22 protein-coding genes and 2 tRNA genes are annotated in these 23051 nt (G+C 71.0%); 7 read left to right on the top strand and 17 right to left on the bottom strand.

Translation table 11 applies throughout. The features are described 5' to 3' along the window. Positions 1-3: 3 nt before the first annotated feature. On the bottom strand, positions 4-2247 hold the full coding sequence (locus AAG827_RS03265) for an ATP-dependent DNA helicase RecG (RefSeq protein WP_341924373.1): 2244 nt from the start codon (positions 2245-2247) through the stop codon (positions 4-6). 10 nt (positions 2248-2257) lie between these two features. Then, positions 2258-3928, bottom strand: a complete 1671-nt coding sequence (locus AAG827_RS03260) for a DAK2 domain-containing protein (RefSeq protein WP_341924372.1) — start codon at positions 3926-3928, stop codon at positions 2258-2260. A 143-nt stretch (positions 3929-4071) separates the two neighbouring features. Here AAG827_RS03260 and rpmB point away from each other — a divergent pair, with 143 nt between their 5' ends. Then, a complete protein-coding gene (gene rpmB / locus AAG827_RS03255; RefSeq protein ID WP_056862348.1) occupies positions 4072-4257 on the top strand; it encodes a 50S ribosomal protein L28 in 186 nt (61 codons plus the stop codon). Positions 4258-4585: 328 nt separating this feature from the next. Here the strand turns inward: rpmB and AAG827_RS03250 are convergent, their stop codons facing one another. After that, the gene (locus tag AAG827_RS03250) at positions 4586-5539 is read right to left on the bottom strand and encodes a thiamine-phosphate kinase (protein WP_341924371.1); all 954 of its coding nucleotides are present in this window, start codon (positions 5537-5539) and stop codon (positions 4586-4588) included. 148 nt (positions 5540-5687) lie between these two features. Here AAG827_RS03250 and AAG827_RS03245 point away from each other — a divergent pair, with 148 nt between their 5' ends. After that, complete coding sequence (locus AAG827_RS03245) at positions 5688-5924, top strand: Lrp/AsnC ligand binding domain-containing protein (RefSeq protein ID WP_091021602.1); 237 nt, start codon at positions 5688-5690, stop codon at positions 5922-5924. Between the two features lie 5 nt (positions 5925-5929). Then, positions 5930-6466: a DUF3515 domain-containing protein gene (locus tag AAG827_RS03240; RefSeq protein WP_341924369.1), complete on the top strand. Its 537-nt coding sequence runs from the start codon at positions 5930-5932 to the stop codon at positions 6464-6466. Between the two features lie 37 nt (positions 6467-6503). Here AAG827_RS03240 and AAG827_RS03235 read toward each other — a convergent pair whose 3' ends face one another. Then, positions 6504-7658: a D-alanine--D-alanine ligase family protein gene (locus AAG827_RS03235; RefSeq protein WP_341924368.1), complete on the bottom strand. Its 1155-nt coding sequence runs from the start codon at positions 7656-7658 to the stop codon at positions 6504-6506. Positions 7659-7690: 32 nt separating this feature from the next. On the opposite strand from AAG827_RS03235, the gene AAG827_RS03230 reads away from it, so the two are divergent. Beyond that, positions 7691-8767, top strand: a complete 1077-nt coding sequence (locus tag AAG827_RS03230) for an aminotransferase class I/II-fold pyridoxal phosphate-dependent enzyme (protein ID WP_341924366.1) — start codon at positions 7691-7693, stop codon at positions 8765-8767. 7 nt (positions 8768-8774) lie between these two features. On the opposite strand, the gene AAG827_RS03225 is transcribed toward AAG827_RS03230, so the two are convergent. Both AAG827_RS03225 and AAG827_RS03220 read right to left on the bottom strand, forming a co-directional pair. Continuing rightward, positions 8775-9779 carry an NAD(P)H-dependent glycerol-3-phosphate dehydrogenase gene (locus AAG827_RS03225; protein ID WP_341924364.1) on the bottom strand — a complete coding sequence of 335 codons (1005 nt, stop codon included), beginning with the start codon at positions 9777-9779 and terminating at the stop codon, positions 8775-8777. Further along, the gene (locus tag AAG827_RS03220; protein ID WP_341924363.1) at positions 9776-10534 is read right to left on the bottom strand and encodes a lysophospholipid acyltransferase family protein; all 759 of its coding nucleotides are present in this window, start codon (positions 10532-10534) and stop codon (positions 9776-9778) included. The genes AAG827_RS03225 and AAG827_RS03220 overlap by 4 nt, the downstream gene beginning before the upstream one ends. Positions 10535-10608: 74 nt before the next feature. Here AAG827_RS03220 and cofC point away from each other — a divergent pair, with 74 nt between their 5' ends. Beyond that, positions 10609-11238, top strand: coding sequence for a 2-phospho-L-lactate guanylyltransferase (gene cofC, locus AAG827_RS03215; protein ID WP_341924362.1), 630 nt, complete (start codon positions 10609-10611; stop codon positions 11236-11238). A gap of 46 nt (positions 11239-11284) precedes the next feature. Here the strand turns inward: cofC and AAG827_RS03210 are convergent, their stop codons facing one another. The 4 genes from AAG827_RS03210 to leuC form a co-directional block, all read right to left on the bottom strand. Next, positions 11285-11941 carry an HU family DNA-binding protein gene (locus tag AAG827_RS03210; protein ID WP_341924361.1) on the bottom strand — a complete coding sequence of 219 codons (657 nt, stop codon included), beginning with the start codon at positions 11939-11941 and terminating at the stop codon, positions 11285-11287. Positions 11942-12184: 243 nt separating this feature from the next. Further along, the gene (locus AAG827_RS03205; RefSeq protein WP_341924360.1) at positions 12185-13006 is read right to left on the bottom strand and encodes an alpha/beta hydrolase; all 822 of its coding nucleotides are present in this window, start codon (positions 13004-13006) and stop codon (positions 12185-12187) included. A gap of 118 nt (positions 13007-13124) precedes the next feature. Beyond that, complete coding sequence (gene leuD, locus AAG827_RS03200) at positions 13125-13730, bottom strand: 3-isopropylmalate dehydratase small subunit (RefSeq protein WP_341924359.1); 606 nt, start codon at positions 13728-13730, stop codon at positions 13125-13127. Between the two features lie 3 nt (positions 13731-13733). Next, complete coding sequence (gene leuC, locus AAG827_RS03195; RefSeq protein ID WP_341924358.1) at positions 13734-15137, bottom strand: 3-isopropylmalate dehydratase large subunit; 1404 nt, start codon at positions 15135-15137, stop codon at positions 13734-13736. Positions 15138-15341: 204 nt separating this feature from the next. Here leuC and AAG827_RS03190 point away from each other — a divergent pair, with 204 nt between their 5' ends. Continuing rightward, the gene (locus tag AAG827_RS03190; protein ID WP_091110341.1) at positions 15342-16064 is read left to right on the top strand and encodes an IclR family transcriptional regulator; all 723 of its coding nucleotides are present in this window, start codon (positions 15342-15344) and stop codon (positions 16062-16064) included. 19 nt (positions 16065-16083) lie between these two features. Here AAG827_RS03190 and AAG827_RS03185 read toward each other — a convergent pair whose 3' ends face one another. Together AAG827_RS03185 and AAG827_RS03180 are read right to left on the bottom strand one after the other, a co-directional pair. After that, positions 16084-16563 carry a methylated-DNA--[protein]-cysteine S-methyltransferase gene (locus AAG827_RS03185; protein WP_341924357.1) on the bottom strand — a complete coding sequence of 160 codons (480 nt, stop codon included), beginning with the start codon at positions 16561-16563 and terminating at the stop codon, positions 16084-16086. 1 nt (position 16564) lies between these two features. Then, positions 16565-18058: an AlkA N-terminal domain-containing protein gene (locus AAG827_RS03180; protein ID WP_341924356.1), complete on the bottom strand. Its 1494-nt coding sequence runs from the start codon at positions 18056-18058 to the stop codon at positions 16565-16567. Positions 18059-18203: 145 nt separating this feature from the next. On the opposite strand from AAG827_RS03180, the gene AAG827_RS03175 reads away from it, so the two are divergent. Further along, positions 18204-19433, top strand: coding sequence for an LCP family protein (locus AAG827_RS03175; protein ID WP_341924355.1), 1230 nt, complete (start codon positions 18204-18206; stop codon positions 19431-19433). Positions 19434-19494: 61 nt separating this feature from the next. Here AAG827_RS03175 and AAG827_RS03170 read toward each other — a convergent pair. The 5 genes from AAG827_RS03170 to AAG827_RS03150 form a co-directional block, all read right to left on the bottom strand. Then, a tRNA-Glu gene (locus AAG827_RS03170) sits at positions 19495-19567 on the bottom strand. Positions 19568-19656: 89 nt separating this feature from the next. Further along, positions 19657-19731, bottom strand: a tRNA-Gln gene (locus tag AAG827_RS03165). A gap of 56 nt (positions 19732-19787) precedes the next feature. Continuing rightward, entirely contained in the window at positions 19788-20717 is a 930-nt protein-coding gene (locus AAG827_RS03160; protein WP_341924354.1) for a type II CAAX endopeptidase family protein, read from the bottom strand. An 11-nt stretch (positions 20718-20728) separates the two neighbouring features. Further along, complete coding sequence (gene gltX / locus AAG827_RS03155; RefSeq protein ID WP_341924353.1) at positions 20729-22222, bottom strand: glutamate--tRNA ligase; 1494 nt, start codon at positions 22220-22222, stop codon at positions 20729-20731. Then, a complete protein-coding gene (locus tag AAG827_RS03150) occupies positions 22219-23028 on the bottom strand; it encodes a fumarylacetoacetate hydrolase family protein (RefSeq protein WP_341924352.1) in 810 nt (269 codons plus the stop codon). Before AAG827_RS03150 ends, gltX begins: the two co-directional genes overlap by 4 nt. Between the last annotated feature and the right edge of the window lie 23 nt (positions 23029-23051).

Raw genomic sequence — 23051 nt, 5'->3', positions numbered from 1 at the left:
TCCTCACGACTTCTCGATGAACTGGCCCTGCTGGGACAGCTCCAGGTCGGCGACGGCCACCCCGAGGGCGGGGGCGTCGAGCAGGTCGGGGTCACGGTCGAGCAGCGTCTCGGCGGCCTCGCGGGCCTGCACGATCGTCGCCTCGTCGCGCAGCACCCGCAGGTTGACCAGCCCGGAGCGACCGCCGGCCTGCGAGGCGCCGAGCACGTCGCCCTCGCGCCGCAGCTCGAGGTCGACGCGGCTCAGCTCGAAGCCGTCGGTCGTGCTCGCGACGGCGCCGAGCCGCTCGAGGGCGGGCGACAGGTAGGGCGCGTGGGTGACGAGCAGGCACAGCCCGGGGTGGCCGCCACGACCGACGCGGCCGCGCAGCTGGTGGAGCTGGGAGACGCCGAAGCGGTCGGCGTCGAGCAGCACCATGGCGGTCGCGTTGGCGACGTCGACCCCGACCTCGATGACGGTGGTGGAGACCAGGACGTCGATGTCACCGGCGGTGAAGGCGCGCATCGTGGCGTCCTTCTCGTCGGCGCTCATGCGGCCGTGGAGCTTGGCGACCCGCAACCCGTTGAGCTCGCCGAGCTGGAGCTCCACGACCACCTGCTCGACGGCCGCCAGGGGCGGACGCGTCTCCTCGGGCGGGATCGGCAGGCCGTCCTCGTCGAGCTCGAGCTGGTCGGTCTCGCCCTGCTCGGGCTCGTCGCCGTCGATGCGCGGGCACACGACGTAGGCCTGGTGTCCCTTGGCGACCTCCTCGCGCACCCGCTCCCAGACGCGGGAGATCCAGGTCGGGTGCTCGAGGGTGTTGACGACGTTGGTCTGGATCGGCGCCCGGCCGGCCGGCAGCTCGGTGAGGACCGAGGTCTCCAGGTCGCCGAAGACGGTCATCGCCACGGTGCGCGGGATGGGCGTGGCCGTCATGACCAGGACGTGGGGCGGCATCACGGACTTGGCGGTCAGGGCCGCACGCTGCTCGACGCCGAAGCGGTGCTGCTCGTCGACGACGACCAGGCCCAGGTCGGCGAAGACGACCTTGTCCTCGAGCAGGGCGTGGGTGCCGATGACGATGCCGGACTCGCCGCTGGCCAGGCGCGACATCGGCGCCGTGCGCTGGGTCTTGGTCATCGAGCCGGTGAGCAGCTCCACGGCCGTGCCCGCCTCCGGACCGCCCAGCATCCCGCCGAGCGCGAGGTCGCCGAGCATCGCGGTGATCGAGCGGTAGTGCTGCTGGGCGAGGACCTCGGTGGGGGCGAGCAGCGCGGCCTGCCCGCCGGAGTCGACGACGGTCAGCATCGCGCGCAGCGCCACGAGCGTCTTGCCGGACCCGACCTCGCCCTGGAGCAGCCGGTTCATCGGGTGGGGCTGGGCGAGGTCGGCCTCCACCTGCGCACCGACCGTGCGCTGCCCGTCGGTGAGCGTGAAGGGCAGCCGCTCGTCGAAGGCCGCGAGCAGCGCGCCGTCACCTCCCGTGCGGGCGTGCGCCCCGAGGGCACGCACCGCACGGCGGCGCTTGCCGAGCACCAGCTGGGTGACCAGTGCCTCCTCGAAGCGGTAGCGCCGGCGGGCGGACTGGACCTGGGAGAAGTCCTCGGGGGCGTGGATCCAGGTGAGGGCGGTGGGGGCGTCGACGACGTCGTGGGCACGTCGTACGTCCTCGGGGATCAGCTCCACCGGGGGCTCGACCACGGAGCGGGCGAAGGTGACCGCGCGCAGGATGTCCCAGTGGTCGACGCCCTTGGTGAGGGGGTAGAGCGGGTAGAGCGGCGGGATCAGCTCCAGCGCGTCGACCTCCTCGCCGCTGCCGTCGGCCTCGACCCCGAAGAGCACCATCGTCGGGTTGGTCAGCTGCCACTCGTCGCGGAAGCGCCCGGCCTGGCCGATGAAGAGCCCCTGGCGGCCCACGGGGAGCCGGCGGGCCTGCCACTCCGAGACGTGCTTGCTCTTGGCGAAGTGGGTCAGGCGCAGGCTCGGGCCGTCGGTGTGCACCAGGGTCTCGAGGCGGAAGGCCACCTTGCCGGAGCGGCGGTCGGTGTAGGAGCGCACGTCGGTCTTGCCGAGCTCCCCGACCACCGTGAGCATCTGCCCGGGCTCGAGGTCGTCGACGCGGGTGAGCTCGCCGGTCTTGATGTAGCGACGCGGGAAGTGGTGCAGGAGGTCCCCGACCGTCTCGATCCGGAGGTTCTTCACGACCTTGTCGCGCTTGCCCTTGGCGTCGCCGAACACCGCTGCGACGGGGCTGTCGAGGCTGATCACGCGTGCCCTCTCACTCGACGGACAGGAGCAACGGGTAACGCTCCTGACCACCGTCGTACACCACGACGTCGACATGGGGGTGGTGCTCGTCGACCCAGGCGGCCGCCCGATCGGCCAGCTCGCCGCTCCCCTCCCCCGCCACCAGGGTGACCAGCTCGCCCCCACCGGCCAGGAGACGGTCGAGGACGCCGGAGGCGACGTCGGTCAGGTCGTGGCCGACGACCGCGAAGTCACCCGCGATGACGCCGAGCACGTCGCCCGGCTCGCACGGCCCGGCCATCGTCATCGCCTGGCGCGCCGCGATCGTGACCGCCCCGTGGCGCGCGTGGCGGGCGGTCGCGGTCATCTCCAGCACGTCCTGGTCGAAGGTGCGCGCCGGCTCGTGCACCGCGAGCGCCGCCAGTCCCTGCACCTGGGCCTGCGTCGGGATGACCGCGACGCGCACGTGACCGAGGGCGGCGTCGGTCTCGACCATCTGGGCGGCGATCTGCGCGACGCGGACCGAGTCGGCGTCGTTGGGCAGCACCACGACCTCGCTGGCGCCGCAGTCGGTGATGGCCTCGATGATCTGCCCGGTGGAGGGTCGGCGACCCGGGCCGCCGAGGACCACGACCGCCCCGGCCTCACCGAAGAGCTCGGCCAGACCGGGACCGGCGGCGACCGCGACGATCCTGCGGCCGGTGCGGGCGTCCCGCGCCTGGCGCGCCTCGACGACCTGCTCGGCGAAGTGGGTCACCCGCACCCGGTGCGGACGACCGGCCTCGATGCCCGCCTCGATCGCCGCCCCCACGTCGTCGACGTGGACGTGGACGTTCCACAGGCCCTCGCCGCCGACCACGACGAGCGAGTCGCCCAGCCCGTCCAGGGTCGTGCGCAGGGGCGCGATGGCGTCGTCGGTGGCGTCGAGGAGGTACATCACCTCGTAGGCCGGGCCGTCCGCCGTGAGGTCACCCTCCGGCAGTGCGCCGGTCGGGGCGTGCGGGATGGGGATGGAGCGCTGGCCGATCGGGCTGGTCACCGGGATCGGTCGCCGACCGGTCAGCACCGTCTCGGCGGCGTCGAGGATCACGCTGAGCCCGCGGCCTCCCGCGTCGACGACGCCCGCGTCGCGCAGGACCTGGAGCTGCTCCGGGGTGCGCGCCAAGGCCTCGCGCGCGGCCCGGGCTGCGCTGGTGAAGACGTCGCGGGCCCGTGCGCCGGGATCGTCGGCGAGGGCCAGCGCCGCCTCGGAGGCGGCCCGCGCGACGGTCAGCATCGTGCCCTCGACCGGACGCCCCACCGCGGCATAGCTGGCCTCGGTCGCGTCGTGGAGGGCGTCGGCCATCACCCGGGCGTTGCGCTCCTCGGGACTCGAGGCAGCGATGCGCCGCGCGATCGCGCCGAGCATCTCGCTCAGGATGACCCCGGAGTTGCCGCGTGCCCCCAGGAGCGCCCCGCGGCGGAAGACCGTCAGGGCCTCGTCGCGGTCGATGTCGGACCGGCTGCCGGCCATCTCCCGGATGGCGTCACGCGCGGCGGAGACGGTGAGGTACATGTTGGTGCCGGTGTCACCGTCGGGCACGGGATAGACGTTGAGGGCGTCGATCTCCTCCCGGGCCTCGGCGAGGGCGTCGGTGGCCACGTCGACGAAGCGGAGCACGACCGCGAGCTCGATGATGCCGCTGCGCGGGGTCTCTTCCATCGCCTGCCTCGGGTCGGGGGTCGGAGCGGCAAGACTAGTCGGATCGGCACGATTTTCTGCTCAGGCATCGGTCGGATACTCTTGTTCGGTTGCCCGCCGTGCGGGCCCCTCGTTCATCACCTCGATCATCAGGAGCAATCACCGTGGCTGCCGTCTGCGACATCTGCGCCAAGAAGCCTGGCTTCGGCAACAACCGGCCGTGGTCGCGCAAGATCACGAAGCGCCGTTTCGACCCCAACATCCAGCGTGTGCGTGCCAAGGTCAACGGCACCCCCAAGCGCCTCAACGTGTGCACCGGCTGCCTCAAGGCCGGCAAGGTCTCCCGCTGACCTGAGCCACAGCTTCGAGAAGACCGTCACCTCCGGGTGGCGGTCTTCTTGCATTTGTTCCGCCGCTGGTGCGGCGGCTGGGAGAGGGCTCGTCCCTCTGCTCCAGGCGCGGTGGCCCGTCCGCCAGGCGCCTCCTCCCGGGGGACATGCTCGCCGTGTCGCCGGGCGGCAGCAGTGCCTGGTTGCGCAGGTCTCCCCGGCGCCACGCCTCCCTCTTAGCCCCCGGGAGGAGGCCCTGGCTCCCGGTCCACCGCGTGCGGACAGCGTGCCTCGCCGTGGTGGGTGGTGGAGGTGGGTCGCGGGGTCGGTGCGTCCTCGACCGCGACCGTCAGAAGTGGGTCCAGCCGGTTGCGCCGTCGTACGCGCCCCCGTCGACCGTGACGACGGGGTCGCCCTCGAGGACCTCGCCGATGACCGTCCAGCCGTCGGGGACGGAGTCGGGGTCCGGGAAGGTGGCGAGGAGGGCGTGGTCGTCGCCACCGCCGAGGATGAACGAGATGGGGTCGGAGCCGGTGGCGGCCGCGACGGCCTGGAGCGGCTCGGGGATCTCGAAGGCGCTGGTGCGCACGTCGATGCTGACCCCGGAGCCCTCGGCGAGGTGGGCGGCGTCGCCGAGGAGGCCGTCGGAGACGTCGATCATGGAGGTGGCGCCGGCGTCGGCGGCGACCGCACCCGCGTCGTACGGCGGCTCGGGGCGGCGGTAGGCCTCGACCAGGACCCGCGGGGAGCGGAAACCGCGGCCCAGGACGGCCAGTCCTCCGGCGGCCCAGCCCTGGCGGCCGGTGATCGCCAGGACGTCGCCGGGCTCGGCACCCGAGCGGACGACCGGGGCGGTGGTGCACGCGCCGATGACGGTGACGGCGATGACCACCTGGTCGGCCCGGGTCACGTCTCCCCCGACGACGCTGGCTCCCACGAGCGCGCACTCGGCGGCGAAGCCCGCCGCGAAGTCCAGCGCCCACTGGACCGGGAGGTCCGGCGGGGCGGCCAGGCCGACCGTGAGGGAGTGCGCGCGGCCGCCCATGGCGTTGATGTCGGAGAGGTTCTGGGCCGCTGCCCGGTGACCGACGTCCTCGGCGGAGGACCACTCGCGACGGAAGTGGCGCCCCTCGACCATCAGGTCGGTGGAGACCACCACGTGACCGTTGCGGATGCGGAGGACCGCCGCGTCGTCGCCCGGCCCGATCAGGACGTGCTCGCCCTGCGGGAAGAGCGCCACGAGGTCGGAGATGAGGCCGAACTCACCGGCGTCGGCCAGGGTCGCGTCGGGCGGGAAGGGCATGGCCCCATCCCACCAGACGCAGGCACGCCCCCCGGACCGGGGACGGCTATGGACACCCGCGAGCGGTCCGATAGGTTGGCCGTCACACTGATCCACGCAACGACACACCGATGTCACTCGAGACATCGCCAGCTGAGGGAGACACCCAATGGTCGTCCAGGCGTACATCCTGATCCAGACCGACGTCGGCAAGGCCGCCGAGGTCGCCAAGGCCATCGCAGCGGTCAAGGGCGTGACGCTCGCCGAGGACGTGACCGGGCCCTACGACGTGATCGTGCGCGCCGAGGCCCGCAACGTCGACGAGCTGGGCAAGCTCGTGGTCGCCAAGGTGCAGACCCTCGACGGGATCACCCGCACCCTGACCTGCCCGGTCGTCCACATCTGAGGCACGTGAGCTCGATCCGCACCATCTCTCGTCGACGCCCCGGTCCCCGACGGGTCCGGGGCGTTGTCGCGTCCGCGGGCGTCACGGCGTGCCTGGTGCTCCTCCTGGGCGCCTGCAGCAGCACGCCCGAGATCGTGTCGGCAGACCTGAGCGAGGAGGACCAGCAGGCCTGCGAGCAGCTGGTCGACGCGCTGCCCTCGACGCTCAACGACCTGGAGCAGGTCGACGTCGAGCCCGCTGACGCCCTCGGCGCGGCTTGGGGCGACCCGGCCATCGTGCTGACCTGTGGGGTCACGCTGCCGGAGGACTACGACGCGTTCTCGACCTGCGACGACGTCAACGGGGTCGGATGGTTCGCGCCGCCGGACTCGCTGGAGGAGGACGCGCAGGACGAGGAGGTCATCGTCACCGCGGTGAGCTACCGCCCGCTCATCCAGCTAGCGGTGCCGGCGGACTACCGCCCCGACGGCGTGTCGGCGGCGCTCACGGACCTCACGGACGCCGTGAAGTCCACGCTCCGCCTCGAGCAGCCCTGCATCTGACGCGCGGCGCCGAGTCGGCGCGATGGTGCGCGCCGGGTCAGCGCAGGCCGGTGTCGCGCGCGAGGGCCAGCCGGATCAGCCGGTCGACGAGCTCGGGGTAGTCCACGCCGCTCGCCGCCCACATCTGGGGATACATCGACGTGGGCGTGAAGCCGGGCATCGTGTTGATCTCGTTGACGACCAGCGACTTGTCAGGCATCACGAAGAAGTCGACCCGGGCCAGTCCTTCGCAGCTGACCGCCTCGAAGGCCCGGGCGGCGAGCGCCCGCAGCTCGTCGGCCACGCCCGGCGGCAGCTCTGCGGGGATGTCGATCTCGGTGTGCTCACCGGGGAGGTACTTGGCGGCGAAGTCGTAGAACTCGTGGTCACCACCGACGCGCAGCTCGGCGGGCTGGCTGGTCTCGGGGGTGCCGTCGAGGGCCTGCAGCACGCCGCACTCGACCTCGCGACCCCCCTCGGCCGAGACCTCCACGAGCGCCTTGCTGTCGTGGCGGTGCGCCTCCTCGATGCAGGCGTCGAGCTCGGAGGCGTCGTGGGCCTTCGAGATGCCGATGCTGGAGCCGCCCCGGGCCGGCTTGACGAACAACGGGTAGCCGAGCTCGTCGGCCTGCGCGCGGCACGCGGAGGGGTCGCGCGCCCAGTCGCGGGCGGTGACGGTGACCGAGGGCAGGACCGGCAGACCGGCGGCGGCGAGCACCACCTTCATGTAGGCCTTGTCCATGCTGACCGCGGAGGCGAGCACGCCCGCGCCGACGTACCTCACCCCCGCCATCTCGAACATCCCCTGGATGGTGCCGTCCTCGCCCCATGGGCCGTGCAGGAGCGGGAAGACGACGTCGACCTCGCCGAGGGTGCGCGGGGGCTGGGAGGGCTCGCTGACGACCAGGTCCGTGCCGGCGGCCTGCTGGGCCAGCGCCACCGGGGCCCGCTCGCCGTCGACGCTCGGCAGGCGGTCGGCGCCCTCGATGCGCAGCCGGTCGGGGTCGCCGCTCTCGAGCACCCAGCGCCCGTCGGTCGCGATGCCGATCGGCACCACGTCGTAGGCGTCGCGGTCGATGGCCTTCAGCACGCTGCCGGCGGTGACGCACGAGATCGCGTGCTCGCTGGAGCGTCCGCCGAAGACGACGGCGACGCGGGGCTTGCGGCTCTCGGCGCGGCTCTCGGGGCTGCTGTCGGGGGTGGTCGCGTTCATCGCCACGACCCTATCCGCCTAGGCTTCCGTGCATGACCGAGGACTCGCCCGACCTCCAGCCCGCGACGATCGCGGTGACCGCCGGACGTCCCCCGCACGTGTCCGACGAGCCCCTCAACACCCCGATCACGATGACCTCGACGTACGTCGCGGGCGGCGACCGTGAGTACGGCCGCTACGGCAACCCCACCTGGACCGCGTTCGAGGACGCCCTCGGTGCCCTGGAGGGTGGCCGCTGCCTGAGCTATGCCAGCGGGATGGCCGCGGTCACGACGGTCCTCGACCTGGTCGGCCAGGGCGGCAAGGTCGTCGCGCCCGAGCACTCCTACACCGGCACGCTCCTCCAGCTGGCCGACCTCGAGTCCCGCGGCCGCATCACCACCCAGCTGGTCGACATCACCGACACCGCGGCCGTCGCGGCGGCGTGCGTCGACGCCGCGCTCGTGTGGTTCGAGTCGCCGACCAACCCGGCTCTCGAGGTCGCCGACATCGCGGCGATCGCCACAGCCGCCCACGAGGAAGGTGCCTACGTCGTCGTCGACAACACCTTCGCCACTCCCCTGCTCCAGCAGCCGCTGTCGCTCGGCGCCGACATCGTCGTGCACTCCGTGACCAAATACCTCGCCGGCCACAGCGACGTCCTCATGGGCGCCATCGTCACGGGCGACGACGAGCTCTACGGCGTCCTCAAGGGTCGCCGCGACCTCCTCGGATCGACGCCGGGCACCCTCGAGGCCTACCTCGCCCTGCGCGGCCTGCGCACGCTCCACCTGCGCGTCGAGCGCGCCCAGGCCAACGCCACCACGCTGGTCGAGCGCCTGCGCGAGCACCCGGCGGTCTCCGAGGTCCGCTATCCCGGCTTCGGCGGCATCGTGTCGATCGTGCTCGCCGGCGAGGCGCTGGCCGCGGACCTGCTGGTGCAGAAGACCAGGCTCTGGGTCCACGCGACCAGCCTCGGTGGCGTCGAGTCGACCTTCGAGCGTCGCCGACGGTGGAAGGCGGAGCCGGCCACGATCCCCGAGGGCCTGGTGCGGCTCTCGGTCGGCATCGAGGACGTCGAGGACCTGTGGCGCGACTTGGTCGGTGCGCTGGACACGCTCGTCGTCTGAGGGTCCCTCAGTCGGTCTCGGCCTTGGTGTCACGGGCGATGAACGCGTCGACCATGTCCTTGGCGGTCATCGTCCCCGCGACGACCGCGTCGACGTGGTGCGCGACCGGGGCGTCGACGCCGGACTGGTTGGCCAGTGCCAGCAGCGACGAGCAGGACTTGGCACCCTCCGCCACCTGACGGGTCGAGGCGATGATCTGCTCGGTCGTCATCCCCTTGCCGAGGTTCTCCCCGAAGGTGCGGTTGCGCGACAGCGGGGACGAGCAGGTGGCGACGAGGTCACCGAGCCCCGCGAGCCCCATCAGGGTCAGGGGGTTGGCACCGAGCTTCATCGCGAGGCGCGCGGTCTCCGCGAGCCCCCGCGTGATCACCGACGCGGTCGTGTTGTCGCCGAAGCCGAGTCCCACTGCCATGCCGACCGAGAGGGCGACGACGTTCTTGTAGGCGCCCCCGAGCTCGCAGCCGAGCACGTCGACGCTGGTGTAGGGCCGGAAGGCGGGTGAGTGCACGCGAGCCTGGAGCATCCGCGCGACGTCCTCGTCCTCGCAGGCGACCACCGACGCCGCGGGCTCGCGACGGGCGATCTCCTTGGCGAGGTTGGGGCCGCTGATGACCGCGATTCGCTCCGGTCCGGCTCCGGTGACCTCGGCGACGACCTCGCTCATCCGCTTGAGGCTGCCGAGCTCCACGCCCTTCATCAGGGAGACCATGACGGCGTCCTTGCCGACGTACGGCGCCCACTCGACGAGGTTGGCCCGCAACGACTGGGACGGGACCGCGAGAACCACGACATCGGCGCCGGCCAGGGCCTGCTCGGGATCGTGCGTGGCGCTCACCGCCGGGGGCAGCTCGATGCCGGGCAGGTAGTCGACGTTCTCGTGCTGGTCGTTGATCGAGGCGCAGACCTCCTCACGCCGACCCCAGATCGTCACGTCGTTGCCGCCGTCGGCGAGCACGATGGAGAAGGCGGTCCCCCAGGAACCGGCTCCGAGGATGGCTACCTTCGTGCTCACTGCTCGTCCTTCGGGTCGGGGGTGCCGGTCGGGCGGATGCCGGCCTTGCGCATGTCGAAGCGTTCCGCAGGTGCGGTCGCACCCCGGACGTCCTCCACGAGGCCGGTGATCGCCGCCATGATGCGGTCGGTCGCCTCGGCGAAGACGCTGTGGTCGCGCGGGCGCTGCACCAGGTCGTCGAGGTCGACGGGGTCGCCGACCTTCATCCGGATCAGCTTGCGCGGGAAGAGGTCGGGCTTGCTGGCGTAGGGATAGAGGATCTCGTGGGCACCCCACTGACCCACCGGGATCACCGGGCAGCCGGTCTCCAGGGCGATGCGAGCGGCACCGGACTTGCCCGTCATCGGCCACAGGTCGGGATCGCGGGTGATGGTGCCCTCCGGGTAGACCACCACGACCTTGCCTGCCCGCACCGCCTCCACCGCGGCGGTGAAGGCACCGACGGCGTTGCTGCTGGCGCGCTCCACCGGGATCTGGCCGGCCGCCCTCATCAGGAAGCCCAACACCTTGTTGTGGAAGAGGCTCGACTTCGCCAGGTAGTGCGGGACCCGTCCGTGGTCGTAGACCAGGTGAGCCGCCGTGAGGGGGTCGACGTGGGAGACGTGGTTGAGCACCACGACACACCCCCCGGTGGCCGGCAGCTTCTCGCCGTCGATCCACTCGTGGGTCGTCGTGGCGAGCAGCACCGGCTTGACGATGGTCACGGCGAACGCGAAGCCGGGGCGGCGCTTGTCCTGCATTGTGCGAACCTTCACGGGAGTGCAGGTTACTCGCCGACGTGACCGAGGCCACCGTCTCGCCGCGCCGAGTCCCCTGACAGGATCGAGGCGTGGTCACGTCCTACGTCGTCGTGGTGCCGGTCAAGCCCCCGGCGCACGGCAAGTCCCGGATGACGGGTCTCGACGACCCCCAGCGTCGAGCCCTCGCGCGCGCCTTCGCCCTCGACACCGTCGGCGCGTGCCTGGCCGCTCGGCACGTCGACGCCGTGCTGGTCGCAACCGACGACGCGTCGTTCTCCCGGGAGTTCGAGAGCCTCGGCTGCGTGACCATCCCCGACGGCGACACCAACGACCTCAACGCCGCGCTGCGCCAGGCCGTGGCCGAGGCCCGGCGCCGCTTCCCCGACCTGACGCCCGCGGCGCTCTGCGCCGACCTGCCGGCACTGCGCCCCGCCGACCTCGGTCGGGCCCTCGCATCGGTGGTGCCGGGCGGGCCTTCCTTCGTGCCCGACGCAGAGGGTGTCGGCACGACGCTCTACACCGCGCCGTACGACGAGTTCGACCCGGAGTTCGGTCTCGGCTCGCGTCGTGCGCACCGGGCCTCCGGCGGCGCCGAGATCGGACTCGACCTTCCGTCGCTGCGGCGCGACGTCGACGACCTCGACGACCTGCGCGACGCACGGTCCCTGGGGCTCGGCCCGGAGACCTCCGCACTCGTGGCCGACCTGCAGCTGACATGACGAACGGGCCGTCCCCCTGAGGGAGGACGGCCCGTTTCGTGGTGTGTCAGGACTTCTTGGCCGGAGCCTTCTTCGCGGGCGCCTTCTTGGCAGCGGGTGCCGCCTTCTTGGCCGGTGCCGCCTTCTTCGCAGCAGGTGCCGCCTTCTTGGCCGGTGCCGCCTTCTTCGCAGCAGGTGCCGCCTTCTTGGCCGGAGCCGCCTTCTTCGCAGCAGGTGCCGCCTTCTTGGCCGGAGCCGCCTTCTTCGCAGCAGGCGCCGCCTTCTTGGCCGGCGCTGCCTTCTTGGCCGGAGCCGCCTTCTTCGCAGCAGGCGCCGCCTTCTTGGCCGGAGCCGCCTTCTTGGCAGCGGCCGCCGCCTTCTTCGCCGGGGCCGCCGCCTTCTTCGCCGCAGCCGCGGGAGCCGCGAGCGTCAGCTTCGGAAGCTTCTTGGCACCGGAGACGACGTTCTTCAGGTCGGCCCCGGGACTGAACTTCGGCACCGCCGTCTTCTTGGCCTTGATGCGTGCGCCGGTCTGCGGGTTGCGGACCCACCGGGCTTCACGGATCCTCTTCTCGAAGGAGCCGAAGCCCGTGATGGCGACCTTCTCGCCCTTGGCGACCTCACGCGTGATCGTGTCCAAGACGGACTCGAGTGCATGTGCTGCCTGCTTGCGGTTCCCCTCGTAACGCGTCGCGAGTGCGTCGATGAGCTGTGACTTGTTCACTAGCTTCCCTTCCAATGAACTGGTGGCGTCGAGCTGTGCCCGACTTTCATCAATGCACGCTAGGCATTGGTGGCCATTGTCACAATCACCACGCCGTCAATCGCGGAACCTATTTTTCGGCGCTAGACCACGAACACGTAGGCGCACGCCCGGCAATCGCCTGACGTGCGCCAACGTGGTGCGTGCTGTCGTTATCCGATATCCCTTACCTGCCTGGGATATCTCGATAGCCGACGGCCGAGATCACTTCTCCAGGAATGCCAGGAGGTGCTGGTTGAAGGCCGCCGCGTGGCTGACGTTCAATCCGTGCGGTGCATCCTCGATCACGGCCAGCTCGGCGCCCGAAACGCTGTCAGCGGTGCGCTTTCCGGAGACCTCGAAGGGCACGGTGGCGTCCGAGTCGCCGTGGATGACGAGGCTCGGGACCTTGATCGTGGCGAGGTCCTGGCGGAAGTCGGTCGTGCCGAAGGCCTCGATGCAGGCGACCAGTGCGGCGTCCTCGGCCTTGGCCGCGAGAGCCAGTGCGTCCTGCCGCTGCTCCTCGGTGACCTTCAGCTCCCCACCGGCCGAGAAGAAGTCGGTGGTGAACCCGTCGAGGAAGCCCTCGCGGTCGGAGGAGGCTGCGCCCATCATGCCCTTGACGTCGTCCTCGCCGAGCCCGCCGTCGGGGTTGTCGTCGGTCTTCAGCAGGTAGGGCGGTACGGCAGCCGCGAAGACGGCCGAGTGCACGCGGGCGTCGCCAGCAGTGCCGAGATAGCGGGCGACCTCACCGCCACCCATGGAGAAGCCCACCAGGCTCGCGTCCTGGAGGTCGAGGCCGTCGAGCAGCCCGCCGAGGTCGGCGGCGAAGGTGTCGTAGTCGTAGCCCGTGCCGGGCTTGTCGGAGTCGCCGAAGCCCCGACGGTCGTAGGTGACGACGCGGTAGCCCGCGTCGGTCAGCGCCGGGACCTGCTCGCTCCAGGAGGCGCCACTGAGGGGCCAGCCGTGGATGAGCACGACGGGGCGACCCTCACCGCCGGAGTCGGTGTAGCTCAGGTTGATGCCGTTGGCCGAGATGGTGGGCACGTCAGTCCTTTCGTCGACGGATGCGGTGGTCGATGCCCCGCAGGGCACGATCACCCGGTGCCCGTCACAAGGAGGTTGACGCTTCCCCTATTCCGTCCGACCCACCATGTGGACCCGCTCAGCCGTGGATCGTGGCCGGCTTCCAGCTGGGTCGTGACGCCTCGAAGGCGGTGATGTCGTCGGCGTGGCTCAGGGTGATCCCGACGTCGTCGAGCCCCTCGAGCAGGCGCCAGCGGGTGTAGTCGTCGATGTCGAAGGAGTCCTCGATCGCGTCCTCCCCCTCGCCGGCACGCACCGTGCGGGACTCGAGGTCCACGGTGATCGCCGCACCCGGGGTCGCCTCGAGGTAGTCCCACAGCCGCTGGACGACCTTCTCGTCGACCTGGGCGGCGAGCAGTCCGGCCTTGCCCGAGTTGCCACGGAAGATGTCGGCGAAGCGGGAGGAGATGACCGCCTTGAACCCGTAGTTCTGCAGGGCCCACACCGCGTGCTCGCGCGACGAGCCGGTGCCGAAGTCGGGACCGGCGACGAGGACCGAGCCGGCCGCGTAGACCGGGTTGTTGAGGACGAACTCGGGGTCGTTGCGCCAGGCGCTGAACAGCCCGTCCTCGAAGCCGTCGCGCGTGACGCGCTTGAGGTAGACGGCCGGGATGATCTGGTCGGTGTCGACGTTGCTGCGACGCAGCGGGACACCGACGCCGGTGTGCGACGAGAACTTCTCCATGACTCAGGCCTCCAGGTCGGCCGGGGACGACAGCGTCCCTCGGATGGCGGTCGCGGCTGCGACGGGGATCGAGACGAGGTGGGTGCGACCACCCTTGCCCTGGCGGCCCTCGAAGTTGCGGTTGGAGGTCGACGCGCTGCGCTCACCGGGCTCCAGGGTGTCGGGGTTCATGCCCAGGCACATGGAGCAGCCGGCCCCGCGCCACTCGGCGCCGGCCTCCTTGAAGATCACGTCGAGGCCCTCGGACTCGGCCTGCATGCGCACCCGCACCGACCCGGGCACGACGAGCAGCCGCGTGTCGGCGTCGACCTTGTGACCCTCGATGATCTGGGCCGCCAGGCGCAGGTCCTCGATCCGGCCGTTGGTGCAAGAGCCGACGAAGACGGTGTCGACCTTGACCTCGCGCATGGGGGTGCCGGCCTCGAGGCCCATGTACTGCAGGGCCTTCTCGGCAGCGACGCGGTCCTGGGCGTCCTCGAACTGGGCAGGGTCGGGGACCGACCCGCCGAGCGGGACGCCCTGGCCGGGGTTGGTGCCCCAGGTGACGAACGGCGTCATCTCGGAGGCGTCGAGCACGATCTCGGCATCGAACTCGGCGTCGGCGTCGGTGACGAGCGTCTTCCAGTGCTCGACCGCGGCATCCCAGTCGGCGCCCCGGGGCGCCTCGGGGCGGCCCTCGATGTAGTCGAACGTCGTCTGGTCAGGTGCGATGAGACCGGCCTTGGCGCCCCACTCGATGCTCATGTTGCAGACCGTCATGCGGCCCTCCATCGAGAGCTCCTCGATGGCCTGGCCGCGGTACTCCACGATGTAGCCCTGACCTCCACCGGTGCCGGTGTGGGTGATCAGCGTGAGCACCATGTCCTTGGCGGTGACGCCCGGCGGGAGGCTGCCGTTGATGGTCACGGCCATCGTCTTGGGCCTGGCCTGCATCAGGGTCTGCGTGGCGAGGACGTGCTCGACCTCGGAGGTGCCGATGCCGAAGGCGATCGCACCGAAGGCACCGTGGGTGCTGGTGTGGCTGTCACCGCAGACGATCGTCATGCCGGGCTGGGTCAGGCCGAGCTGGGGGCCGACGACGTGGACGATGCCCTGCTCGACGTCACCGAGCGGGTGCAGGCGCACGCCGAACTCCTCGGCGTTCTTGCGCAACGTCTCGACCTGGGTGCGGGAGACGGGATCGGCGATGGGCTTGTCCCAGTCGAGCGTGGGGACGTTGTGGTCCTCGGTCGCCAGGGTGAGGTCGGGGCGACGGACCGCGCGACCAGCCAGGCGCAGGCCGTCGAAGGCCTGGGGGCTGGTGACCTCGTGGATGAGGTGCAGGTCGATGAAGAGAAGGTCGGGCTCTCCCTCGTGGGAGCGGACGACGTGCTCGTCCCACACCTTCTCGGACAAGGTCTTGCCCATGACTTCGCTCCTTCGTGACCGGTGGTGATCGTGCCGGGAGAACGCTACGCCGTCGTCCCATGATCTGAGATATCGATCTCGCTATGCGGACAAGGGCGCCTGGCGCACCTCCTCGCACCAGGCCGGTCCAGACCGACCGCCGACTCGACCAGGTCACACCGGCTTGCTCTTGCATCCCATGATCTGAGACGTCAGTATTGCTATATGGACAACTCCAGTGGTGTCGGCGTTCTCGACAAGGCCGCGCTCGTGCTCACCGCGCTCGAGTCCGGACCTGCGACCCTGGCTGGTCTCGTGGCCGGCACGGGTCTGGCCCGACCCACCGCCCACCGTCTGGCCGTCGCCCTCGAGCACCACCGGCTGGTCGCTCGCGACATGCAGGGACGCTTCGTCCTGGGCCCCCGGCTCGCCGAGCTGTCCGCCGCTGCCGGGGAGGACCGCCTCCTCGCGACGGCCGGCCCGGTCCTCGCGCGACTGCGCGACATCACCGGCGAGTCGGCCCAGCTGTGGCGTCGCCAGGGAGACCACCGCGTCTGCGTCGCCGCTGCCGAGCGCCCCTCCGGCCTGCGCGACACCATCCCGGTCGGGTCGCAGCTGACGATGCGCGCCGGCTCCGCCGCCCAGGTCCTGCTGGCCTGGGAGGACCCCGAGCGGATGCACCGCGGTCTCCAGAACGCGGCGTTCTCCGCAGCCGCCCTGTCCGGCATCCGCCGGCGCGGCTGGGCCCAGTCGGTCGGCGAGCGCGAGCAGGGCGTGGCGTCGGTCTCCGCCCCGGTCCGCTCCCCGGGCGGGAAGATCATCGCCGCCGTCTCCGTCTCCGGGCCGCTGGAGCGGCTCTCCCGTCAGCCCGGACGCATGCACGCCCCCGCGGTGCTCGCCGCCGCCGAGCGGCTCTCCGAGTCGCTGCGCCGCGCCGCCGCTGAGTGAGCGCTCCGGACGCCGGGTCTCAGAAGAGCGCGTCCTGCTCGAGCTCGAGGAGCACCTGCTTGCGCTCGACTCCCCCGGCGTAGCCCGTGAGCGTCCCGTTGGCGCCGATGACCCGGTGGCACGGGATGACGATCGGGATCGGGTTGCTGCCGTTGGCCAGGCCGACCGCGCGCGACGCCGCGTTGGTGCGCCCGAGTCGCGCCGCGATCTCGCCGTAGGTCGCGGTCTCGCCGTAGTCGATGAGCCGGAGCTGCTCCCAGACCTGCGTCTGGAACACCGAGCCACCGGGAGCGAGCGGGAGGTCGAACTCCTGGAGGTCACGGGCGAAGTAGGCCGTGAGCTGACGTCGCGCCTCGGCGAGGACAGGGTGGTCGTCGTCGCGCGCGCCGCGGACCCGGCCGTCGGGGTCGCCGAACGGGGAGAACTCGATGGCGGTGATGGCACCGCCGTTCTCGACGAGGCGCAGCTCGCCGATGGGGCTGTCGATCACGGTCCACATCTCAGACCTCCTGGGGGTCGGTGGGGACGGGTGGCATGAGGGTGTTCCACAGGTGCATCAGGGCGTAGGAGCGCCAGGGCCGCCAGGTCTCGGACGCCGCGAAGGCCGACGGCAGGTCGTGGCCCAGCCCGGCGACGGCGTTGCGGACCCCGATGTCGGTCGGCAGGAACAGGTCGGGATGACCCAGCGCCCGCATCGCGACGTAGTCGGCCGTCCAGGGCCCGATCCCGGGCAGGGCGATCAGGGCACGGCGGACGTCGTCGCGGTCGGGACCACGGTCGAGCGCCACGTCGCCGGACGCCAGGGCGGCACACAGCCCGACCAGCGCCCTCCCGCGGGCCCGGGGCATCGGCAGCGTCTCGGGATCGACCCCGGCGAGGGTGGCGGGGTCGGGGAAGAGGTGGGTGAGGCCCGGGGTGCCCGTCTCGACGGCACGTCCGTGCGCCGCGACGATCCGCCCGGTCACGGTCCGCGCGCCGGTGACGCTGACCTGCTGCCCGATCACCGTGCGCACGGCGGTCTCGGCACCGTCGACCTGGCCCGGAAGCCGCAGGCCGGGCGTGGCCCGCACCAGCGGTCCGATCACGGGGTCACCGGCGAAGTGGTCGGCGACGGCGATCGGGTCGCAGTCGGCGTCGAGCAGGCGTCGGGCTCGCTCGACGGCGGCGGCCGTGTCACGCAGGTCCTGGAGGGCGAAGGTCGCGGTGACGAAGGCGGTCTCCCCCTCGTCGAGGGCGTCGGTGATGTCGAGCCGGACCGTGCCGGGCGCGTGCGGCAGGTCGAGGGTGCGGGCATACCAGCCGTCGCCGGCGACCTCCACGCCCGGGACGAGGTGGTAGGCCAGGAAGGCCAGCAGCGCCCGCCCCGCGAAGGGGGTGCGCACCGCGAGTCGCATGGTGACGGAGCCGGTGGTCGGTCGCGCGCCCCGACGACCCCGCAGGTCGGTCGGGCTCGCGGCGTAGACCTCGCGGATCGTGTCGTTGAACTGCCGCACGCTGGAGAAGCCTGCGGCGAAGGCGATCTCGGCGCAGGTGAGTGCGGTGGTCTCGAGGAGCACCCGCGCGGTCTGGGCCCGCTTGGCCCGGGCCAGGGCGAGCGGGCCGGCCCCGAGCTCGCCCGCCAGGAGCCGTGAGAGGTGGCGCGGGGTGTAGCCGACGCGTCGCGCCAGCCCGTCCACGCCTTCTCGATCGACGACGCCGTCGGAGATCAGCCGCATGGCTCGACCGGCAGCCGTGGCGGCGACGTCCCAGTCCGGGCTTCCTGGTGAGGCATCGGGCAGGCAGCGCTTGCAGGCGCGGTAGCCCGCGGCCTGGGCGGCGGCCGGGCTGGGGTGGAAGCTGACATTGGCGAGCGCGGGGGTGCGGGCCGGGCACGACGGACGGCAGTAGATGCCGGTCGTGCGGACCGCGGTCCAGAAGACACCGTCGAAGCGGCGGTCGCGCGACTTCACGGCGCCGTAGCAGGACTCGGGGTCGAGCTGCTCGGTCGGCGACATGCCTCCATCATGCTCGAGCACCACACCGGTTGCTAGCGGGAATCGGACACCGCCGTGGACGATCGTCGCGCCACGCTCACAGGGATCTCGCGGGCATCTCGCAGAAAGGCGAGGGATTCAACCAGGTGTTTGTGATGATGTGAACGTGGCCGACGACGAGACGCCGCCGGCCGAGCCGGCGACCCACCCCACCCCGGTGGCGCGCAGGCGCCCCTTGGCGCGCGAGCACCGTCGTACGGTGCTGAAGGTCATCCTCGTCACCCACCTGGTGCTCGCCCTGCTCACGGGGGTGGGCGTCTCCGTGGCCTACCAGCAGCTCAACAACAACATCGAGACGCTCCCCGGGATCCCCGACGGCGTCGACCGCCCGGACGTCGTCGAGGTCGACGGACCCCAGAAGCCGATCAACATCCTCATCATGGGTTCCGACACCCGCGAGGGCGAGGGCAACGGGATCGACGGAGCGCAGGCGAGCGAGGGCTCGGACACGACGATCCTGCTGCACATCTCGGCGGACCGGAAGGACGCCTATGGCGTCAGCCTGCCTCGAGATGCCCTGGTCACCCGTCCCGACTGCATGATGCCCGACGGCGAGCAGATCCCGGGCGAGGAGCTCGTGATGTTCAACGAGGCCTTCACGCTCGGGGGCGCCCTGTGCACGACCCAGATGTTCGAGGCGCTCACCGACGTGCGCGTCGACCACCAGGTGGTGGTCGACTTCAACGGCTTCAAGGACATGGTCGACGCCGTCAACGGGGTCGAGGTGTGCCTCCCCAAGGACGTCGACGACCCCGAGCACAACATCTTCTTCGACGCCGGCACGCAGACGCTGACGGGGCAGCAGGCGCTCAACTACGTGCGCGAGCGATCCGTGCTCTCGGTCACCGGCGACATCGGACGCATGACGCGTCAGCAGGCCTTCATCGCCTCGATGATCAACAAGGTCGTCTCCGCGGGCACGCTGTCGCGCCCGGACCGCGTCTTCTCCTTCCTCGACGCCGCCACGAGCTCGCTCAAGCTCGACAAGGAGCTGGCCAACCTGCCGGCCCTCGTCGACCTGGCGATGCAGTTCAAGAACACCGGCCTCGACGACATCCGCTTCATCACGGTGCCGTTCGCGGAGTACGAGCCCGACCCCAACCGGCTGGTGTGGACCGAGGACGCCGACCGGCTCTGGGAGCGGATCCGCAACGATCGGCGGCTCGGGCGCGACTTCAGCGAGGAGAGCATCAAGGCCGACGACCCGGTCGGCACGGCGAGCGGCTCACCGTCGGACGGCGCCTCCCCCACGGACAGCACGTCCGCCACGCCGGAGGAGACCGCTGCCGCGCAGGAGCAGGCCGCGGCCCGCCTCGCCGCCGGGCTCTGCGCCTGACGCAGCCACGACACGAAATGCACACAGGGCCGGTCCTGGTGGACCGGCCCTGCGTGATCTGTACCCCCGACCGGATTCGAACCGGCGCTACCGCCGTGAGAGGGCGGCGTGCTAGGCCGCTACACAACGGGGGCAAGAGATGGTGCTGGTGTTGCTATTTGGTGCTGCGACAGACTAGCGAAAGCCCCTCTGCCACACAAAATCCCGGTCTCCACCGGCATCTTGGCTGGGATACTAGGACTCGAACCTAGAATAACTGGACCAGAACCAGTCGTGTTGCCAATTACACCATATCCCAATGGTCTTACTCTTCTTAGGCCCTCCGCACCGAGGTCCGGCGGCCGAGGAGAAACGTTACACGCGTGGCCCGACGGGTTCCAAAACGGCCCCCTCGATCGTGGTGCGGACGCCCAGCCTGCGGGCCGCGATGACGGCCAGGGCGAGATAGCTCAGCGACTGCGTCAGGGTCACCGGGAGGCTCCACCAGGTGCCGCCGGTGGGGTTCATGGCCGAGGTCATGTCGCTGTAGGCCAGCGCGGAGCCGAAGGCGAGCCAGTTGTTGAGCACGTGCATCGCGATCGCGGCCTCGAGGCCGCCCGTGGCGATGGTGAGGATGCCGGCGACCACACCGAAGGCGAAGCGGTCGAAGAAGATCGGCGGGTCCTGGGCACCGTGCGCCAGCGCGAAGAGCAGCGAGGGCACGAGCACCGCTGCCGTGCGACTGCGCAGGAGACCACCGAAGGCCTGCGTGAGGTAGCCGCGGAACGCGTACTCCTCCCCCGCGGCCTGCAGCGGCGTGAGCAGGACCACGACGAGCAGGAAGTCGCGCGTGGTGTCGGTGAAGGCGTTGACGTCACCGGTGATGCCGCTCTCCTGCTGCGGCAGCGCCGCCGACACGAGCACCGTCGCGATCAGCGCCAGCACCGACAGGCCGAAGCAGACCGCCATCCAGCGCCAGCGGATGCGCGGCATGACCGACGAGAGCCATCGCGGCTTGAGCCCGTGCACGCAGCGCATGACGAACCACCCGATCGGGATCGCGGCGGCCAGCGACAGGTTGAGGTAGGCCAGCATCGCCGGCGTCACGTCGTCGAGGTCGCCCAGCGCGGTCATCCGGTCGGCGCTGAGGTCACCGATCGCCGCGAAGTAGAGCGCGAAGACGCCGAGCAGAAGCAGGGGGGCCAGCAGGACGAAGCCGGCGGCGTACGTCGTGACGCCGAGCAACGTCCAGCCCCAACCGCGCCGCGGGGCACCACGCAGGATCTCGTCGTAGCCGTGGCCCATCGTGCGTCCCCTCAGCCCAGCGCGCTCTGCAGCCGGGCCAGGCTGCGCTCGCGCCCGAGCAGCTCCATCGACTCGAACAGCGGCGGCGAGACGCGGCGGCCCGTGATCGCGACGCGCACGGGACCGAAGGCCACGCGGGGCTTGAGCCCGCGCTCCTCGACCAGCGCCTGCTGCAGGGCCTCCTGGATCGCGGCGGTGGACCACTCGTGCAGGCCCGCCACCGCGTCGTGGGACGCCTGGACGATGGCCTTGCCGTCCTCGGTGAGCAGCTTGTCGACATCGGCCTCGTCGCGCGTGAAGTCCTGCTCCTCCACGAAGAGGAAGCCGAGCATGTCGACGGCCTCGGTGAGCTTGTTGATCCGCTCGGCCACCAGGGGCATGGCGAGCTCGAGGAGCTGGGCGTCCGCGTCGGACACGGGGTCGGAGACGACGCCGGCAGCCTTGAGGAACGGCAGCGCCCGGTGGGTGATGTCCTCGACCGACAGCAGGCGCATCTGGGACGCGTTGATCGCATCGGCCTTCTTGAGGTCGAAGCGGGCGGGGTTGGGGTTGACGTCCTTGATGTCGAACGCCTCGACCATCTCCTCCAGCGAGAAGATGTCGCGGTCGCCCGAGATCGCCCAGCCGAGCAGGGCCAGGTAGTTCATCAGGCCCTCGGGCAGGAAGCCCTGGTCGCGATAGGCCAGCGCGTGCGCCTCGGGGTCGCGCTTCGAGAGCTTCTTGTTGCCCTGGCCCATGACGTAGGGCAGGTGGCCGAACTGCGGGGTCTCCTGGGCGATGCCGAGCTCGACGAGAGCGCCGTAGAGAGCCAGCTGGCGCGGGGTGCTGGAGAGCAGGTCCTCACCGCGCAGCACGTGCGTGATCCCCATCAGGGCGTCGTCGACCGGGTTGACCAGCGTGTAGAGCGGGTCGCCGTTGGCGCGGCACAGCGCGTAGTCAGGGACGTTCTCGGACTCGAAGGAGATCTCGCCGCGCACCAGGTCGGTCCAGGTGATCGAGCCGTCGGGCATCCGGAAGCGCACGATCGGCCTGCGCCCCTCGCCCTCGAACGCCGCCCGCTGCTCTGCGGAGAGCTCGCGGCAGAAGCCGTCGTAGCCCATGATCTTGGAGCCCGAGGCCTCGCGACGGGCGTCGACCTCCTCGTTGGTGCAGAAGCACTCGTAGGTGTAGGACGACTCGCGCAGCCTGGCCAGGGCGTCGGCGTAGATCTCGCCGCGCTCGCTCTGCTTGTAGGGCCCGTGCGGGCCTCCCACCTCGATGCCCTCGTCCCAGGTGAGGCCGAGCCAGCGCCACAGCTCGAGGATCGCGTCGTAGGACTCCTGGGTGCTGCGCTCCTTGTCGGTGTCCTCCATGCGGAAGACGATCGTGCCGCCGTGGTGGCGGGCAAAGGCCCAGTTGAAGAGGGCCGTGCGCGCCAGGCCGACGTGCGGCGAGCCTGTCGGCGACGGGCAGAAGCGGACGCGGACCGAGGGGTCGGTCGTGCCAGCGGTCGTGGGCGTGCTCATCGGGTGGCCACCTTGTTGGTCAGAGTGCCGAGACCGGCGATCGAGATCTCGACCTCGTCACCGACCTCCATGGGACCGACACCCTCGGGGGTGCCGGTGAGGATCACGTCGCCGGGCAGCAGCGTCATGACGCTGGAGACGTGGGCGATCAGCGTGGGGATGTCGAAGATCATGTCGGCGGTGGAGCCGTCCTGGACGACCTCGCCGTTGAGGTGCGTCTGCAGGCGTACGCCGTCGATGAAGTGCTGCGGGTCGAGGTCGGTCTCGATCCAGGGACCCAGCGGGCAGAAGGAGTCGAAGCCCTTGGCGCGGGTGAACTGCACGTCGGACTTCTGCAGGTCGCGGGCGGTCACGTCGTTGGCGATCGTGTAGCCGTGGATGACGTCGGTCGCCTGCTCAGCCGGCACGTCGCGGCAGATCCGACCGATCACCACGGCCAGCTCGCCCTCGTAGTGCAGGTCCTGCGTCTGCGGCGGGTAGAAGATCGGGTCGAGCGGACCGACCACGCTGGTGTTGGGCTTGAGGAACATCAGGGGCTCGGAGGGCAGGTCGTGGCCCAGCTCGGCGGCGTGCGCGGCGTAGTTGCGACCGATGCCGACGACCTTGCTGCGCGGCAGGACCGGCGCGAGGAGCTTGACGTCCGCGAGGCGGTGCTCCTGGTCGAGCAGCTTGATGCCGACGTAGAGGGGGTCGCCCGCGAGGGCAACGACGACGCTGTCCTCGGCGGGCTGGCCGAACTCGTCGACCTCCCCCGTCACGACGCCGTAGGAGGGCTCTGATCCGGTGGTGAACCTTGCGATGCGCACGCCCTCGACCCTATCGGCCACCG

Source organism: Nocardioides psychrotolerans (assembly GCF_943371775.1).
Classification (GTDB): Bacteria; Actinomycetota; Actinomycetes; order Propionibacteriales; family Nocardioidaceae; genus Nocardioides; species Nocardioides psychrotolerans_A.
The sequence above is the reverse complement of the archived record's forward strand: the minus strand, read 5'-3'. Positions and strand labels throughout refer to the sequence as shown.

What these genes read in the sequence shown, in the direction of transcription:
- AAG827_RS03250 (WP_341924371.1), bottom strand. Translation starts at nt 5,539, where the DNA reads ATGCCCTTCCCGCCCGACGCGACCCTGGCCGACGCCGGTGAGTTCGGC.
- AAG827_RS03160 (WP_341924354.1), bottom strand. Translation starts at nt 20,717, where the DNA reads ATGGGCCACGGCTACGACGAGATCCTGCGTGGTGCCCCGCGGCGCGGT.
- AAG827_RS03180 (WP_341924356.1), bottom strand. Translation starts at nt 18,058, where the DNA reads ATGTCGCCGACCGAGCAGCTCGACCCCGAGTCCTGCTACGGCGCCGTG.
- leuC (WP_341924358.1), bottom strand. Translation starts at nt 15,137, where the DNA reads ATGGGCAAGACCTTGTCCGAGAAGGTGTGGGACGAGCACGTCGTCCGC.
- AAG827_RS03245 (WP_091021602.1), top strand. Translation starts at nt 5,688, where the DNA reads ATGGTCGTCCAGGCGTACATCCTGATCCAGACCGACGTCGGCAAGGCC.
- AAG827_RS03235 (WP_341924368.1), bottom strand. Translation starts at nt 7,658, where the DNA reads ATGAACGCGACCACCCCCGACAGCAGCCCCGAGAGCCGCGCCGAGAGC.
- AAG827_RS03185 (WP_341924357.1), bottom strand. Translation starts at nt 16,563, where the DNA reads ATGTGGACCGTGATCGACAGCCCCATCGGCGAGCTGCGCCTCGTCGAG.
- AAG827_RS03230 (WP_341924366.1), top strand. Translation starts at nt 7,691, where the DNA reads ATGACCGAGGACTCGCCCGACCTCCAGCCCGCGACGATCGCGGTGACC.
- AAG827_RS03260 (WP_341924372.1), bottom strand. Translation starts at nt 3,928, where the DNA reads ATGGAAGAGACCCCGCGCAGCGGCATCATCGAGCTCGCGGTCGTGCTC.
- AAG827_RS03190 (WP_091110341.1), top strand. Translation starts at nt 15,342, where the DNA reads ATGGACAACTCCAGTGGTGTCGGCGTTCTCGACAAGGCCGCGCTCGTG.
- gltX (WP_341924353.1), bottom strand. Translation starts at nt 22,222, where the DNA reads ATGAGCACGCCCACGACCGCTGGCACGACCGACCCCTCGGTCCGCGTC.
- leuD (WP_341924359.1), bottom strand. Translation starts at nt 13,730, where the DNA reads ATGGAGAAGTTCTCGTCGCACACCGGCGTCGGTGTCCCGCTGCGTCGC.